Annotated in this window: 15 protein-coding genes, 1 tRNA gene and 1 pseudogene; 4 read left to right on the top strand and 13 right to left on the bottom strand. The window is 57.0% G+C overall.

The genetic code is table 11. The features are described 5' to 3' along the window. Nucleotides 1–307: 307 nt before the first annotated feature. The 4 genes from AO388_RS06820 to AO388_RS06830 all read right to left on the bottom strand — a co-directional run bounded on the left by AO388_RS06820 (nt 308) and on the right by AO388_RS06830 (nt 3,032). Complete coding sequence (locus AO388_RS06820) at nt 308–1,036, bottom strand: hypothetical protein (protein ID WP_003372252.1); 729 nt, start codon at nt 1,034–1,036, stop codon at nt 308–310. Between the two features lie 9 nt (nt 1,037–1,045). Then, nucleotides 1,046–2,077 carry a DUF5118 domain-containing protein gene (locus AO388_RS06825; protein ID WP_308456716.1) on the bottom strand — a complete coding sequence of 344 codons (1,032 nt, stop codon included), beginning with the start codon at nt 2,075–2,077 and terminating at the stop codon, nt 1,046–1,048. Nucleotides 2,078–2,678: 601 nt separating this feature from the next. Continuing rightward, nucleotides 2,679–2,825 carry a hypothetical protein gene (locus AO388_RS29325; RefSeq protein ID WP_003372246.1) on the bottom strand — a complete coding sequence of 49 codons (147 nt, stop codon included), beginning with the start codon at nt 2,823–2,825 and terminating at the stop codon, nt 2,679–2,681. 131 nt (nt 2,826–2,956) lie between these two features. Next, nucleotides 2,957–3,032 (bottom strand) — tRNA-Thr (locus AO388_RS06830). A 77-nt stretch (nt 3,033–3,109) separates the two neighbouring features. Between AO388_RS06830 and AO388_RS27200 the strand changes: the two genes are divergently transcribed. The 3 genes from AO388_RS27200 to AO388_RS06840 all read left to right on the top strand — a co-directional run bounded on the left by AO388_RS27200 (nt 3,110) and on the right by AO388_RS06840 (nt 5,563). Further along, on the top strand, nt 3,110–3,349 hold the full coding sequence (locus AO388_RS27200) for a hypothetical protein (protein WP_282705885.1): 240 nt from the start codon (nt 3,110–3,112) through the stop codon (nt 3,347–3,349). Nucleotides 3,350–3,789: 440 nt separating this feature from the next. After that, nucleotides 3,790–4,806, top strand: coding sequence for a J domain-containing protein (locus AO388_RS06835; RefSeq protein WP_058416219.1), 1,017 nt, complete (start codon nt 3,790–3,792; stop codon nt 4,804–4,806). Between the two features lie 430 nt (nt 4,807–5,236). After that, a complete protein-coding gene (locus AO388_RS06840) occupies nt 5,237–5,563 on the top strand; it encodes a DUF6124 family protein (RefSeq protein WP_058416220.1) in 327 nt (108 codons plus the stop codon). A 295-nt stretch (nt 5,564–5,858) separates the two neighbouring features. Here AO388_RS06840 and AO388_RS06845 read toward each other — a convergent pair whose 3' ends face one another. The 5 genes from AO388_RS06845 to AO388_RS06865 all read right to left on the bottom strand — a co-directional run bounded on the left by AO388_RS06845 (nt 5,859) and on the right by AO388_RS06865 (nt 10,131). Then, on the bottom strand, nt 5,859–7,130 hold the full coding sequence (locus AO388_RS06845; protein ID WP_058416221.1) for a methyltransferase: 1,272 nt from the start codon (nt 7,128–7,130) through the stop codon (nt 5,859–5,861). Between the two features lies 1 nt (nt 7,131). Continuing rightward, nucleotides 7,132–7,821, bottom strand: a complete 690-nt coding sequence (locus AO388_RS06850; protein WP_058416222.1) for an ABC transporter permease — start codon at nt 7,819–7,821, stop codon at nt 7,132–7,134. Next, complete coding sequence (locus AO388_RS06855) at nt 7,818–8,513, bottom strand: ABC transporter permease (RefSeq protein ID WP_003434735.1); 696 nt, start codon at nt 8,511–8,513, stop codon at nt 7,818–7,820. Before AO388_RS06855 ends, AO388_RS06850 begins: the two co-directional genes overlap by 4 nt. Before the next feature lie 66 nt (nt 8,514–8,579). Continuing rightward, complete coding sequence (locus AO388_RS06860; RefSeq protein ID WP_002555783.1) at nt 8,580–9,344, bottom strand: ABC transporter substrate-binding protein; 765 nt, start codon at nt 9,342–9,344, stop codon at nt 8,580–8,582. Nucleotides 9,345–9,357: 13 nt separating this feature from the next. Continuing rightward, nucleotides 9,358–10,131 (bottom strand): ABC transporter ATP-binding protein, encoded by a 774-nt coding sequence (locus tag AO388_RS06865; protein ID WP_003318317.1) that lies wholly within the window; start codon nt 10,129–10,131, stop codon nt 9,358–9,360. 525 nt (nt 10,132–10,656) lie between these two features. On the opposite strand from AO388_RS06865, the gene gabP reads away from it, so the two are divergent. Next, nucleotides 10,657–12,048, top strand: coding sequence for a GABA permease (gabP, locus tag AO388_RS06870; protein WP_042931086.1), 1,392 nt, complete (start codon nt 10,657–10,659; stop codon nt 12,046–12,048). A 57-nt stretch (nt 12,049–12,105) separates the two neighbouring features. Here the strand turns inward: gabP and AO388_RS06875 are convergent, their stop codons facing one another. The 4 genes and pseudogenes from AO388_RS06875 to AO388_RS06885 all read right to left on the bottom strand — a co-directional run bounded on the left by AO388_RS06875 (nt 12,106) and on the right by AO388_RS06885 (nt 14,671). Then, nucleotides 12,106–12,591: a hypothetical protein gene (locus AO388_RS06875; protein WP_003342242.1), complete on the bottom strand. Its 486-nt coding sequence runs from the start codon at nt 12,589–12,591 to the stop codon at nt 12,106–12,108. A 143-nt stretch (nt 12,592–12,734) separates the two neighbouring features. Continuing rightward, complete coding sequence (locus tag AO388_RS30195; RefSeq protein ID WP_230081986.1) at nt 12,735–13,241, bottom strand: methyl-accepting chemotaxis protein; 507 nt, start codon at nt 13,239–13,241, stop codon at nt 12,735–12,737. A gap of 63 nt (nt 13,242–13,304) precedes the next feature. Continuing rightward, nucleotides 13,305–14,081 (bottom strand): annotated as a pseudogene (locus tag AO388_RS30200) (PAS domain-containing protein); the annotation flags it as partial. A 311-nt stretch (nt 14,082–14,392) separates the two neighbouring features. Beyond that, on the bottom strand, nt 14,393–14,671 hold the full coding sequence (locus tag AO388_RS06885) for a hypothetical protein (RefSeq protein WP_058416223.1): 279 nt from the start codon (nt 14,669–14,671) through the stop codon (nt 14,393–14,395). Between the last annotated feature and the right edge of the window lie 27 nt (nt 14,672–14,698).

Raw genomic sequence — 14,698 nt, forward strand, 5'->3', positions numbered from 1 at the left:
GAGACAGATAGATGGTTGAATATCCTTATCGACAGCATGCTATTGATCGGAAATGAGCGAAGCTGTGATTCAGATTGAGGAATTACAGAAATTGGCGTTTACGAGGGGCTGTTATAAAGCGGCGAAATGTTGCAGGAGAGGTGGCGGAGGCTTGATGAGCGCTGACGTATGCGTTAAATGCCCTGCATAGGTCGCTATTAAGGCTGAGGGAAAAAGGGACTGCATCGCGGCGGACCCTTCTTTCATATTTAGTGCGGCGTTAGGAGTCGAACCATTCATATCGCCTAGAAAAAAAAGGACATTCAAATCATGTATCCGAAGATTTACCCCGCGCGGTTACCCACTTGAGCAATCTGCCCAGCCACCAGCGGTTGCGAGCCTCTCGAATTTCATCGATTTGCATGAACGTGTATGGAGAGGGCATGGCTTTTTCTTTTATGCGTAGGGCGCGTAGGCCTCTAATAACGTGGCGTGCGTAGAATAACAACGTCAAGCTACATGCGATAAGGCCGAACGTTGCAACTAGCCCAGAGGTGAGCGCCCCCATCACCTTAGTAAACATGCTGGCCGCCAAGGTTGTTATACCGGCCACCAGAATTGGATTATATACAGTCGAACGACGTTGCGTCGTCTGTGGGCGTGTTTGAACTTTTATTCCGTCATATTCAAAAGGATGAAAAGAAGGTTTAGTACTGGCCAGGAAAAGATACATCAAAACAGATAGAACTAATGGTAACAAGCCTGTCATAGCCGTAAGGATGCTTTCTCTACCCCAAAATTTTGCCGCAGCGAAATAAGCAGCGCTACTGGCGAGCAGAGAGAAGGAACCAGCTGCTGACATAATCAGCGAAGTCATGTAAGTAGTGTAGCGCTCGCACATATATATTAAGTACAACGTCCATGCAAACGCTAAGAATGAAGTAATAAAAAATAAATGCCAAAAGTAAGGCAGGTTAGAAGGGGCCAGAGCTAAAAAAAGGATCAGTGTCCCTAGCAATGTCCAGCTTCCACGCTTTAGCTTATCTGCGTCAATCATAGTAGGCCATCATATTTGTAGTGCTTTTCCAATTTTTTTATCCCAACCATTTTCAACAATTACCCACTGTACGCCTAGGCCTACAATAAAGCCAACGCCAATTACTACTGCAAGAGGCGCTGCAGGCAAAGATAGCGCGCCAGTTACAATGCCCACCGCTGAACCTCCACCAATACCTGCGACGGCTGAAATGACGTTAGTCGGTTGGTTATCCGCAGATTTATTATACAGCTCTTTCCAGGATTGAGAGTTTGATGCGTCGATCGCTAACTGAGGGCCAACTGCTATTGCCATGCCGACATAGGGGCCGCCTAGTCTTTTCAGTATTCCAGTGGCACCGTCAGCATGCAGTCGGGCACTTTGACTCAGTGCGGTATTGGTATTAATTAGCGGTATGTGGGCAACCGATTGTCCAACTTTTCCCATTAATATATAATGCCGAGCTACAGCTGTTGTTGGTATTTCAAAAAATAACTTCCCCTCTTTTGAAATTATTCTAATTGTCCCTTTAAACGTTTTGCTCGCCGATCTGGCGCTTGCCGTACCCCTAGCGTCAGCCCATGAGTTGAGCTTCGCTTTTTGGGCCGCGGTCAAGTCTAAAAGGTCCATGACTTTTTTGGTCTGTGCCGCCGCCATGACTGCCCCTGCGGCGGTAGCAACGGTTCCTGTTAAGTTTCCTGGCGAAAACATCAAAGGACCGATTTCGGGAATATTTTCGGCAGCTTGTTGAAGAGATTTTAGAGCCTCTACCGAGATTTTTGCACCGGTCTCCAATCTCTGAAATATCTCACGAAGTAACAAGGCTCCTTTTTTTGATTCCTCCGCACTCAATTGTTCGTCAGGCGAGGACAGCTGATAAATAAGGTATAACGCAGCATTGTAATCGTCCGTTTCATAGGTGCCTGCGAAGTTAGAGAGAGGCATATAATAGCTGCTTGCAGTCCCTCCAGAGGCTGCCTGATAGCCTCCTCCCAGTAAGCCTGATTGCCTTTGAGTGCAGCTTAAACGTGCTGAAGTTGGCGGGGTTAAATACTTATTCACACAGATATTCCCTTGTCTGGCCATAATCTTAGCGATAACCGCTTTAAGCTGAAATTTTCTGCATAATCATGTGCGATTGATAGATGCTAGTGGTCACTGGCAACGCTTCTAGATCAACTATTGCAACTCTCAACCTATAGTGCGCATTTTTCGTGATCATGCAAATATCCTTTAACTCTTGCCCACGACTAGCGCCTGGGATCCTAACCTAGCTTTATGCTCGTGTATTGAATTCATCCGGGTTAGTAAATGCACTGACCCTCACGTCCTTGGAGGTTTTCTCAAGCGCACATAGGGCGACAACAACTGAGCATCGCATCGTGTTTATCCTACTTGAAGAAAGACACCAATGGGAAGGTGGGATTGCGGCCTTCCAGTTGGTGGGTGACATTGCTGCTGCATTTTGATGTGTCACCACCGATCAAGTCCCTGATGTCTATCAGGTTTGTCCACTAACGCCATTACCAGGAGCTTGAGCATCTCTTGATTTTGCACCCTTATCGCTTTACCGGCAGGTTGGCCGATACGAGAGCTACTGACCCAGAGAACTGCCCTGTTTTCTAGCCGTCAGTATGAAAGCTAGGGCTGCCAGGGTTGCTACTCACACCCCATACTCTTCCCAGCTCATGCCGAGATATTCGTGCAGTTCCATGCCTGCACCTTCGCGTCCTTCATGCCAGTCTTCCACGAACCGGTGGATATCTTCTTCTACCACATCGCCCTTTAGGTAGAGCTCAAGAAATCTCATTTCAGCCTCCTGGCTCGACGTCGCAGATAGTGTCTCAATCTGGGTTTTCCAGCCCAAAACGAAAAAACCCGCCAAAAGGCGGGGTTTTCGGAGATTTCAAAGGCTGCAAAAACCACCTTTGAAACCTTGTATGGTGCCGGCACCAGGAGTCGAACCCGGGACCTACTGATTACAAGTCAGTTGCTCTACCAACTGAGCTATACCGGCGTAATGGGCTGCGAGTATATAGAGTCTGATGCGCTTGTAAAGCCTAGCTGTCTGATTCAGTTGAAAAAAATCGACCATTGGCGCTTCAGGTCGGATGTGGGCAGGTGGTGGTGCAGGACGTTTCTGTTGGTTTGGACGGATTGGTCTGTGTGGCAGGGCGGATGGCGTTGAATTCGGGCGTTGATTTTGCCGTTGGCGCACACGGCTTGTGCATCACGGAACGCTGGATTTTTCACTTGGCCTTGCAAACCGATATGTCTAGCCTTGATGGCTATCTGGCGCTCAAGAAGGCACCCATCCGACCCCGCCATTTTTGAGCAGTTGCGGGGCAGGAGGGCTTTGCATAGGCTTGTTCTCAACGGCCCAGGCTACTGAGTCAGCAGCACGGGTCGTTGGCTTTTCAGCCATGCAGATAAAGGACTATCTGATGAGTGATGCGATGGATCGTAACCAGGTTTGGGGTGTTGTTTGCCGCAGGCTGGTCATTCGCTGAAGAGTTGTTGAAGGATATTTGCAGGTGCGCCTGGCCTGTTGGCTTTGCGCAGGGTGGGCTGAGGATGGCTGTCTGAATCGCATGAATGTGCGTCTGGATGCCGACGAAGGCTTCATCGATGTTTCAAGAAATGCCCGGATCCTCTGGATTCGGGCATTTTCCTGTGCGCTGGTTGCTGTTGCGTCGGATTTGCACTGGAGCTACCGGCTTTTTGGCCGATACAGCTGTATCGAAAATGGCAGTCGGCCATGGACAGCAAGTGCAATGCAGAGAACGCCTACGCATTACGAGCTGCTGAGTGTCGCTCGCGATGCCTCTCCTGAGCAGATCAAGAAGGCTTATCGCAAGCTGGCGCAGAAGCTGCACCCTGACAGGAATCCAGATCCTTACGCCTCGGAGATGATGGGCGTCGTCAACGCGTCTCACGATGTGCTGGCTGACCCTTCGCGGCGTGCGGCTTATGATGCGCAGCTCGCTGCCAACGAGCACAAGGCGCGTATGGACGCTGCGCGCCGCAAGCAGGCACATGCCGCGCGTGGGCAGGCGGTGCATGTGTATGCGGCCACTTCTGCAGCCACTGCTGCTGCGCCGTCTCAGGCGGCTCGTGCGGGGCCGGCGCCCAAGTCTTCGTCCCATACTTCTGCATCCCCTTCCCGTGACAAGCGCCGTCGCAGTGCATGGCGTTGGGCGCTGTTGTTTGTGGTGTTCTGCGCGGGTGGCGCATGGATGGGCTACGACCCGGGTGCAGGCAAGTCGTTTGTGCCGTCCGAGCCTGCGCCGGTTGCGCAAACGTGGGTCAAGCCCGCGCCTGTCACGCCGGTCGAGGAACCTGTAGCGAGTCCGGCTAAGCCGGTGGATGCGGCGGCGTCCGAATGTGGCGTGCCGGCGCTTGATCCGATGGGCGCACCGTGGCCGGACAAGGCGGGTTATGTGAAGGACATGCCGGTGCTCAAGGACAACGGCTGGTCGCAGATCACTGTGGATAACTCGGCGGGCGAGTCGGCGGTGTACGCCAAGGTCACGGATGCGGTGGGGCGCAGGGCGTTTCGGCATGCGTTTGTGCCGGCCGGGGCGGTGTTTGTGTTCGCCAAGATGGACCCGGGGCTGTACCTGCTCAAGTACAAGATGATGAGCACGGGCTGTGCTTTTGCGTCGGGCAGGATTTTGCTGGAGGAGACGCCGATGGGCAGTCAGATCAAGTCCAGTGCCTACAAGCTGACGTTGCGCAAGCTACAGAACCGCAGTGTGCCGTTTGCGCGGCTGAAGGATGATCAGTTTTAGTAGTGAGTCATGACAGGAATGCGGCGCTGCGTATTCAGTCTTCGCGAGCAAGCTCGCTCCCACGGGTTCTGCGCACGTGTGTTGAGATCATGTTTTGCAACGCTTTCAGGCCGGTTTTTGCAGGCACCGTCTCTTTCTTTTGAAGGACATTTCCGAGAGAATCCCCGACCGCTTGCGCCCCTCTGTCTGGGCTTCTAATCTCCGCCCCGTCGCTGCCCATCAGCGATCGGGTTTAGTCGCCCGGATTTGAGTTAAGGCGTATCGCGTCGCTGTTTTGTTCAGGTCTTCTTCCTGCACTCTATGGTGGCTGTGCGTGAGGGCACCTTCGGGTGCGCCGGTCTTAGCTCCCGGTCGACTAACCTTCGCACAGCTGCCACCTCACTCGTTTAGTCGCGACCCAGTGGCAGTTCCATTGAGGAGAGAGCTAAGCATGGTCAAAGTAACCCCCGATCCGCCCAACAAACCGTCCAGCGCCGCACCGGTCTTCGACAAGGCTGTGGTCAAGCGCGCCATGGAGTGTTACCTGCCAATCTCCCGACCGGCCAAGGAACCCCACGACAGCAAGTTCGACTTCATCAGCCTGGAAGCCACCCTGGTGCACGCGCTGGATTTTCTGCGCTGCGCATCGGCCACCGCTCACGAACTCGGCGATGAACTGACCGGTTCGCAACGCGATCTGGCGTCCGCTTCCATGCACATGCTGGAAATGGCCAAGGTCATGGTCGAGCGCTCGCTGGAGTGTGTCGAAGAGGTCTGAAATCTTACGCCGGACAGCTCGTGCACAGGCGTCTGCGTGTGCACGATTGGGCCGCGCAAAACGCTTGCGCCAGAGCCTTTACCAAATCTTTATGCACAATTTGCTGATAAAGATTTTCGCAGTCGGGTAATTGTGTGCAGTCGGGTGCATTGAGCCGCAAGGCATTGTTTTTGCGGGTTACGGGAAGGATTGCGGAAAAAAATAAGGGGCTTCAGTAACTGGCGCGCCAAGCTTTAACGCACTCATCCACATTTTCATCAACAGACTTATCCACAGGTTGCTCAATCGATTTACGTCACGATTTTCGAGCCAGAATCAGCAGGTTGCGCGGTGTAATCCGGCTGTCACAGAAAGTGCCAACGCTCACGCTGTAACCCTGCTCACGCACATACATCGCTCTGTCCAGCACCAGCCACATCTCCAGCGGACGCCGAAACAGATCGCGGACCAGTTCCAGGTTGCGCACTTCGGCCAGTCTTTTCCAGCCAGCGGCCTCCAGCGCAGCCCAGTCCTGTTGACCCGGTGCAGGCAGATGCTTGAGTTTTGCCACATGGTTGCAGTAGTCCGCGTAGGACGTATCCAGCCAGGACGTTGGCAGCGACGGTGTGGGCAAGTAGTCATCGATGCCGCGCAGGCGGCGCTGCAGCAGGTCGAAGCCCAGGCGACGGGCCATCGAGATGTCGCGTTGACGGCGTACGCGCGCGCCGGCTGTCACGGTTTCACTGAGTGGCAGACCCAGCTCGTCTCGCGACAGCTTCAGGCCGGACGCCTTGCCCTCGCTGGACAGCGCCTGATAAAGGTCGTGCCGGGTGCGGTTATAGCAGCACGGCGCAATCGCCATGTGCCGACAGCCCGTCTGGCTGGCCAGCTCCATCAACTGAATGTGCAGGTCGCCGCAGGCATGCAGCGCCACAGGCGTGTGTTCGGGTTGCAGGCAGCGCCACGTGTCGTCGGCCATGACATCCTGCTGCACATGCCTGGCATTGATGCCTTGCCGCGTACTCAGGGCCAGGCCTGCTTCGATCAGCGCCGGGTCGTGCTCCAGGCAGGTCAGACGCTGGCCGGGCCCGGTCAGGCGGCGCCCCAGATGGCCTTTGCCAGCGCACCAGTCCAGCCAGTGAGTTGTGCTGTCACGCATGTCCAGATGGCTGGCGAAGGCTTCGATCTGCTGCCACTTGCGCCCCGGCACATCGACGCTCATGCGCGGCTCGACCGGCTGCAGCGCATGCACGGGCAGTTCGGCGACGTGGCTCAGCGCGACGGCTTCGGCGGCCAGTTGCTTGAACGGGAAGGGCGCGTCGAGGTGTTCCGGGTGATTGTGCGCGGCCTCGGCCTGTTCCAGCGTGCGTTGTCGCAGCCAGTGCGCGAGGTCAGGGTATTTGTCTTCCCATGGCAGGGTCAGGTGCGTGAACGGCTTGGGTCGCCACAAGGCCTGATGCGCGAACAGGAAGCTGTCCAGCGCACCGAAGTGGCTGCCGAGGTGTTCATCCTGCAAGCGAGGTTCAGAGGGCATGGTGGCGGCCTCGTGTGGCAAGGTGCTGACTGGATCGACGCCAGCACCTTTCATATCAGCGACCCTGGCTTGCGTCTACACGCAATAGTTTTTCCAGCAGCCGGAAGCCCTGCACCAGCACGAAGGTCATGACCAAGTAGAACATGCCGGCGGCGAAGAAGATTTCCACCGGCAGATAGGTGCGGGCGATGATCGTGCGCGCCATGCCGGTCAGTTCCAGCAGGGTGACGGTGCTGGCCAGCGCACTGGCCTTGAGCATCAGGATCACTTCGTTGCTGTAGGCCGGCAGGCCGATGCGTGCTGCGCGTGGCAGGACGATGTAGAACAGCGCCTTCCATTTCGACATGCCCAGCGCCCGTGCCGCTTCGATTTCACCTGGCGGCACCGCCTGCATGGCGCCACGCAGGATTTCGGCGATGTAGGCGGCGGTGTGCAGGGTCATGGTCACCACGGCACACCAGAACGGGTCGCGCAGGTACGGCCACAACGCACTCTGGCGCACCGACTCGAACTGCGCCAGCCCGTAATAGACCAGAAACAGTTGCACCAGCAGCGGCGTGCCGCGGAAGAAAAAGATGTAGGCGTAGGGCAGGGCGCGCACCGGCCAGTGACGCGATGCACGGGCAATGCCCATCGGGATGGCGAGGATCAGCCCGGCGATGACGGCAACCGCCACCAGCTCCAGGGTCAAGGTCGCGCCCTGTGCCAGGCGTGGCAGCCACTTGATGATGACTTCCCAGTTCATGACGCGCTCCTCAGAAAGCCGCGACTGGCGCGCTTCTCAAGGAAGTACATGCCGGCCATGGCCAGCACGGTCAGGCCCAGGTACATGAAGGCCGCGACCATGTAGAAGGTGAACGCTTGCTTGGTGAAGCCCACGGCGATCTGCGCGTGGCGCATGATTTCTTCCAGGCCGATCACCGAGACCAGCGCGGTGTCTTTCATCAGAATCATGAACAGGTTGCCCAGGCCGGGCAGGGCGATGCGCCACATCTGCGGCAGGACCAGTTTGAAGAGGATGCGCGAGCGTGACATGCCCAGCGCCAGCCCGGCTTCACGATGGCCTTTGGGGATGGCCAGAATCGCGCCGCGAAACACTTCGGTCGCGTAGGCACCGAAGCAAATGCCCAGGGCGATGACCCCGGCAGCGAAGGCGCTCAGGGCCAGGTCAGGAATGTCGAACAGGTTGCCCAGAGCGCGCATGCCGTTGACGGTGCCGAAGTAAATCAGCAACACCCAAAGCAGTTCGGGAATGCCGCGTACCAGGGTCGAGTAGGTACTGCCCAGCCATTGCAGTGGCTTGTAGGGCGAGGTCTTGGCCAAGGCGCCGAGCAGTCCGAGTATCAGCCCCAGGCACAGGGCCGAGAGTGCAAGCTGGACCGTCATCAGCGCGCCAGCCGCAAGGGCCGGGCCGAATCCGTGGAGATCAATGTTCATGGGCAGGCTTTGTCAGGGCCGGTCGCCGCGCTTCGACAGGAAGCGGCGGCGACGCGGTCAGGTGAATCAGAGGATGCTGAAAGGGAAATACTTATCGTTGATCTTCTTGTAGGTGCCGTCAGCGATGATTTCTTTCAGGGCCGCGTTCAAGCGCTCGCGCAGGGCGTCGTCACCCTTGCGCACGGCGATGCCGATCTTGTCGTCTTCAACGACAGGCTCGCCCTTGAACTCGAAGTTCTGACCCGCTTCGCTTTTCAGCCACTCGAAGCTGACGTATTTGTCGGCCAGCATGGCGTCGACGCGACCGGAGGACAGGTCGAGGAAGGCGTTTTCCTGAGTGTCATAGAGCTTGGCGTCCATGATCCCGAGCTTGTCTTCCAGCCAAGTGGCGGCCAGTGTCGAGCGCTGTGCACCCACTGACTTGCCGGCAAGGCTTTCTTTGGCTTTTTCAGTGCTAGATACGTCGATCGAGGAGGTTTTCGGCGCGATGAATTGCAGCTTGTTCGAGTAATACGGGTTGGTGAAATCGACCACCTGCTTGCGTTCTTCGGTGATCGACAGCGACGAGATCAGGAAGTCGAACTTGTTGGCCATCAACGCCGGGATGATGCCGTCCCAGTCTGACGTCACCGCTTCGCACTCGACCTTCATCCTGGCGCACAGGGCCTGGCCGATTTCATAGTCGAAGCCCACCACCTGGCCACTCGCGTCCTTGTTGTTGAACGGCGGGTAGGCACCTTCGATGCCCATTTTCATTGTTTCAGCAAAGGCACTGCCGCTGAAGGCAAGGGTGGCCGCTGCGATCAGCAAGATCTTTTTGTACGACTGCATGGGTGTTGCTCCGTTAGCGGTGACTCGACATGAATTGTTTGCACCTTGCCGACAGCGGGTTTTCGAACACTTGCTGCGGTGTGCCCTGTTCTTCGACCATTCCCTGATGCAAAAACACCACTTCACTTGATACCTGACGTGCAAAATTCATTTCGTGGGTCACCAGCAGCATGGTCCGGCCTTCTTCAGCCAGTGCGCGGATGACGCCGAGTACTTCCTGAACCATCTCCGGGTCGAGGGCCGAGGTCGGCTCGTCGAACAGGATAACCTTTGGTTGCATGGCCAGCGTACGCGCAATGGCGGCGCGTTGCTGCTGTCCGCCGGAAAGTTGCGCGGGGTAGGCATGGCGCTTGTCGGCGATACCGACCTTGGCCAGCAATTCTTCAGCCACCGCAATGGCCTCGGCCTTGCTCTGACCGAGCACGCGACGCGGGGCTTCGATGATGTTATCGAGCACGCTCATGTGCGGCCACAGGTTGAAATTCTGGAACACGAAGCCGATCTGGCTGCGCAAGCGATTGATCTGCCGGTTATCGGCGGCAATCAGGTCGCCGTTGCGCGCGGCCTTGAGCTTCAATTCTTCGCCGGCCACCAGAATCTGGCCCTGATGCGGGTTTTCCAGCAGGTTGATGCAGCGCAGCAACGTGGACTTGCCGGAACCGGAGGAGCCGAGGATCGATATGACGTCGCCGTCGCGAGCCGTCAGCGAGATGCCTTTGAGCACCTCAAGCTGATCGTAGCGCTTGTGCAGGTTGCGGATTTCCAGGGCGGGCGTGGCCTCGGCCATGTGGGGTCCTCATTGAAGTATGCGCGCTGGCTGCCAGCGAACGCCAAGCTAGCACAGCGTTAAAAGGACAACCATCGACGTCTGGCGTCCAGCGTAGAGGCGCTCGACGGGTTGTCTCATCCGGGCAGCGGACGGCGGCAAGAAGGTAAGCATGATGCCCTGTAAAACAGGGGCGTGCGCGAAAAAGGCGCGATGTTGCCAGCTTTGGCCTGGTGTTGGAAGTAGCATTTGCTGAGCGGCGGTCTGATTTCTGCACCATGTTTGCGCTTGGAAGAAGGTTTGGGGCATTTTTGGTGCGTGCATATAGACGAATCTGAGGCGTTTGGTAACAAATCCTACAGACAGCTAAGAAAAGCCATCGTCTTGCATGCTTCACGGGTCAAGCCACAGGCCTCGTATTCTCTAAGCGACGTCGTTTTCGAAATATTTTGGCGCAATTCTTGCGTAAAATATAAAGAACGGCACCGTAGGTTTCTTTTTACGTAACGCTCCGGTGTGCCTCGCTCGTCTTGCACAGGTGGTTTTATGAGCAGTACCGCTAACTCTTCCGAGCTCGAACAAGGGCTGAAACCTCGACACATTACGATGCTGTCGATTGCTGGCGTGATTGGCGCCGGTTTGTTCGTCGGCTCCGGCCACGCGATTGCCGAAGCCGGCCCTGCCGTGCTGCTGGCGTATGCCGCTGCGGGTACGCTGGTGGTGCTGGTGATGCGCATGCTGGCCGAAATGGCCGTTGCCTCGCCTGACACCGGTTCGTTTTCAACCTATGCCGACCGCGCTATCGGTCACTGGGCCGGTTTCACTATCGGCTGGTTGTACTGGTGGTTCTGGGTGCTGGTGATTCCACTGGAGGCCAACGCTGCTGCAACCATCCTGCACGCCTGGTTCCCCAACATCGCGATCTGGATGTTCACGCTGGTCATCACGCTGGTGTTGACGGCGACCAACCTGTTCAGCGTGAAGAACTACGGTGAATTCGAGTTCTGGTTCGCGCTGATCAAGGTCGTGGCGATCATCGCGTTCGTGGTGCTGGGTGTTGCGGCGATCTTCGGTCTGCTGCCCACCAGCAACGTCAGCGGTGTCAGCCATCTGTTCGACACCGGCGGCTTCCTGCCCAACGGTATGGGCGCAGTACTGGCAGCGATGCTGACCACCATGTTCTCGTTCATGGGCACCGAGATCGTGACCATCGCAGCGGCCGAGTCCAAGAACCCTGGCAAGCAGATCACCAAGGCCACCAACTCGGTGATCTGGCGGATCTTCCTGTTCTATCTGGTTTCGATCTTCATCGTGGTGTCGCTGGTGCCGTGGAACGACCCGCGCCTGGCCGAGGTGGGTTCTTATCAGACCGTGCTCGATGCAATGGGCATTCCGAACGCCAAGTTGATTGTTGACCTGGTGGTATTGGTTGCTGTGACCAGCTGCCTGAACTCGGCCCTGTACACCGCTTCGCGCATGCTGTTCTCGCTGGGCAAGCGCGGCGATGCACCTGCCGTGTCGAAGCGCACCAGCAAGGGCGGTACGCCTCACTGGGCGGTGCTCATGTCGACTGCGGCGGCTTTCCTGACCGTGTTCGCCAACTACATCGCGCCTGCGGCCGTATTCGATTTCCTGCTCGCCAGCTCCGGTGCCATCGCACTGCTGGTGTATCTGGTGATCGCAGTGTCGCAGCTGCGTATGCGCCAGAAGCGCATTGCTGCAGGCGAGGCCATCGACTTCAAGATGTGGCTGTTCCCATGGCTGACCTGGGCTGTGATCGCGTTCATCGTCGCGGTGCTGACCATCATGCTGCTGCAGGAAGAGCATCGCCTCGAAATCATCGCCACCGGCGTACTCAGCCTGTTGGTGATCGGCGCTGGCCTGATCGTATCGCGTCGCCGCAAGGCCGGTCGCGTGGGCGCTGCTGCGCTGGGTTGATCGCGCCCTTGGGCGGATGACGCTCGTGCCAATGCCGCGCATTGGCACGAGCTTGCATCAGCGTGCGGCTCTGGTGTCTCTCTTCATCAGCAGGTCGGACGCCAGCGTGTAATCCTTCTGGAAGGCAGGGCTTTCGATCCACTCGATTGCACTGTCTTCGTCCTCATCGTGGTACATCGCGCGGTACACGATAAGCAGGCCCATCATAAAGTCCGTGGCCGGGTCCTCGTCCTCTTCGGAAATCACCAGTGCCAGCACCGGGTATTGCAGGAAGACGACGCACAGCGCGAGCTGGCTGATGGCCTCCGCTTGCTTCATGGCCGTGAACAGGTCGTCGTAGTCAGCCGGGTCAAAACCGTTCTCGACAATGTCGCTGAAGTCGAAGGTATTGAGGTCGAGTTCGACGTCATCGAACGGCTGGTTGACCAGTGCCGAGGCAAACACCGGATGAACCAGGCTGGTTGCAGCCTTGCCCGAGCGGTTCTGCTTGGCCTTGATCTTTGCGCGCTTGGCACGTTTTTGCTGCTTGTCTGGCGAGGCCATGAGCGGTCCTTTGGCTGGCGTGAGGTGCAATGGCCGCTATTGAAGCGCAGACGAGCCCGATAACCAAGGTTTGTGCGGTAATTGGTGGGCGATAAAAAACCCGCAGCGCGCGGGTTTTTGATGTGCGGGGTGTTACCGACGCGTCACCGTTTGCCCGGCTTTGCGAACGCTTCGGCTTCATCCATGCGGTTGGCGAACATGCTGACGGCTTCGACCGCATCGCTTGCGCCATCGCGGATCTGCACGATGACCTGCCCGGCCTGGTCTGCCAGTATCACACCGCGAATGGCTCCTTCCTGAGTCGCGCCCATGCTTGCCACGGCTTCGCGTGTTTCGGCGAGGATCTTGCCAATCATTTCGGCAATCTCGGTGGTCGAGCCGCTGGTACGTCCCGCCAGTTGCCTGACTTCGTCGGCCACCACGGCAAACCCGCGGCCCTGGTCACCCGCCCGAGCCGCCTCGATGGCTGCGTTGAGCGCCAACAGGTTGGTCTGATCGGCAATGCCGCGAATGGTGTTGACGATGGCGGTGATCTGCTCGGAGCGATCACCCAGCTGACTCACCAGCTTTGCCGATGCACCGATGTTTTCGGAGATTTGGCGCATCTCCCGCGCCGTGTCTTGAATGACCAAGGTTCCCTGTTCAGCCACTTTCTCGGTTTCTGCCGAGATATGGTAAGCGCGCGATGCACCGTGTGCGTCCGCTTCCTGTTTTTCAACGCGGTGGGTGATGTCGCTGGCGAACTTGACGATTTTGTAGAGTTTGCCGTCGACATCAAAAACCGGGTTGTACGTCGCTTCCAGCCAGACAACCCGACCCTGTTTGCCGATGCGTTTGAACTGGTCGCCGATGAACTCGCCGTGGTTCAGCTTGCGCCAGAACTCGGCGTACTCCGGGCTGTTGACCAGTGCCGGCTCGCAGAAGGTTCGGTGGTGTTTACCCTTAATCTCGTTCAGCGCATAGCCCATGACGTTCAGGAAGTTGTTATTGGCCGTAATCACATTGCCGTTGGGCTCGAATTCGCAGATAGCCATCGCGCGGTCTACCGCTGCCAGCTTGCTGTTGGTTTCGTTCTCCAGCATCACGCGTGCGGTGACATCCAAGGCGTACTTGACCACCTTGACGACGTTGCCCTGCGCGTCAACGACCGGGTTGTAGCTGGCTTCAAGCCAGACGCTGTGACCGTTCTTGCCAACGCGTTTGAAGGTGCCGGAGATAAATTTCCCGGCCTTCAGGGATGCCCAGAGGTCAGCATACTCGCGGCTGCGGAGCATCTCCGGTTCGCAGAAGTCGCGATGCGTCTTGCTTGCCAGCTCTTCGGCGCGATAGCCCATCGCCGCGAGGAAGTTATCGTTGGCCCGTAGGATCTTGCCATCGAGGCTCAGCTCGACCACCGCCATCGACTTTTCCAGCGCGCTTGTCAGTCCGTTGAGTCCATCTACCTGGGCCTTCATGGCCGTCAGCTCAGCTTTGTTCTTATTTCCGAACATAACGTGCCCCTCGGTGTGTTTGCGGACCTACTGTGATGAGGCTATCGACTCGAAAGGCTGCAGCATGAATGCGCATTGCAACAATTGAAAAAATAAATCAAGTATTTTTTGGCGCCAGAGAAACGCGCGGAGCTGATTTGTCGACAAAAGCATGCGGCAATGAGTGCGGGGCTGGCGCGCAGAGGGTCTGCTCGCCAAATTCCGGACAAAGAAAAGCCCGCGATGGGGGAGCGGGCTTAAGGATTCACACTTGGGAGCAGCTCTACAATGACGCGGCCGCTGTGAAAACTTTGTGAAGAGTTTTCACTGTTTTACTTTTTTTCAGGCTGAATGGTGTTGGTCACTTCGGAGGTCGGCACGAAGGTCTTCGACTCTTCGGCAGCCGCTTCCTTGGACTCGGCTTTATCCTTGGCCGCTTCGGTGTTCTCTTTGGCCGCTTCGTTCACTTTGTCCTGAGCAGACTCCATCTTCTCCTGGGATTTCTCCTGATGCGCCTGAGCGTCCTGTGCCTTCTGTTCGGATTTGCTGTCGCAGGCAGCCAGACCCAGAGTGGCGGCGAGGATGAGGGCGGAGACGGTTAACTTGAGCACGGAATTTTCCTTGTGGAAGCAAATGTA

Source organism: Pseudomonas sp. ICMP 10191, from assembly GCF_001467335.1.
GTDB classification, from domain to species: Bacteria; Pseudomonadota; Gammaproteobacteria; order Pseudomonadales; family Pseudomonadaceae; genus Aquipseudomonas; species Aquipseudomonas cerasi.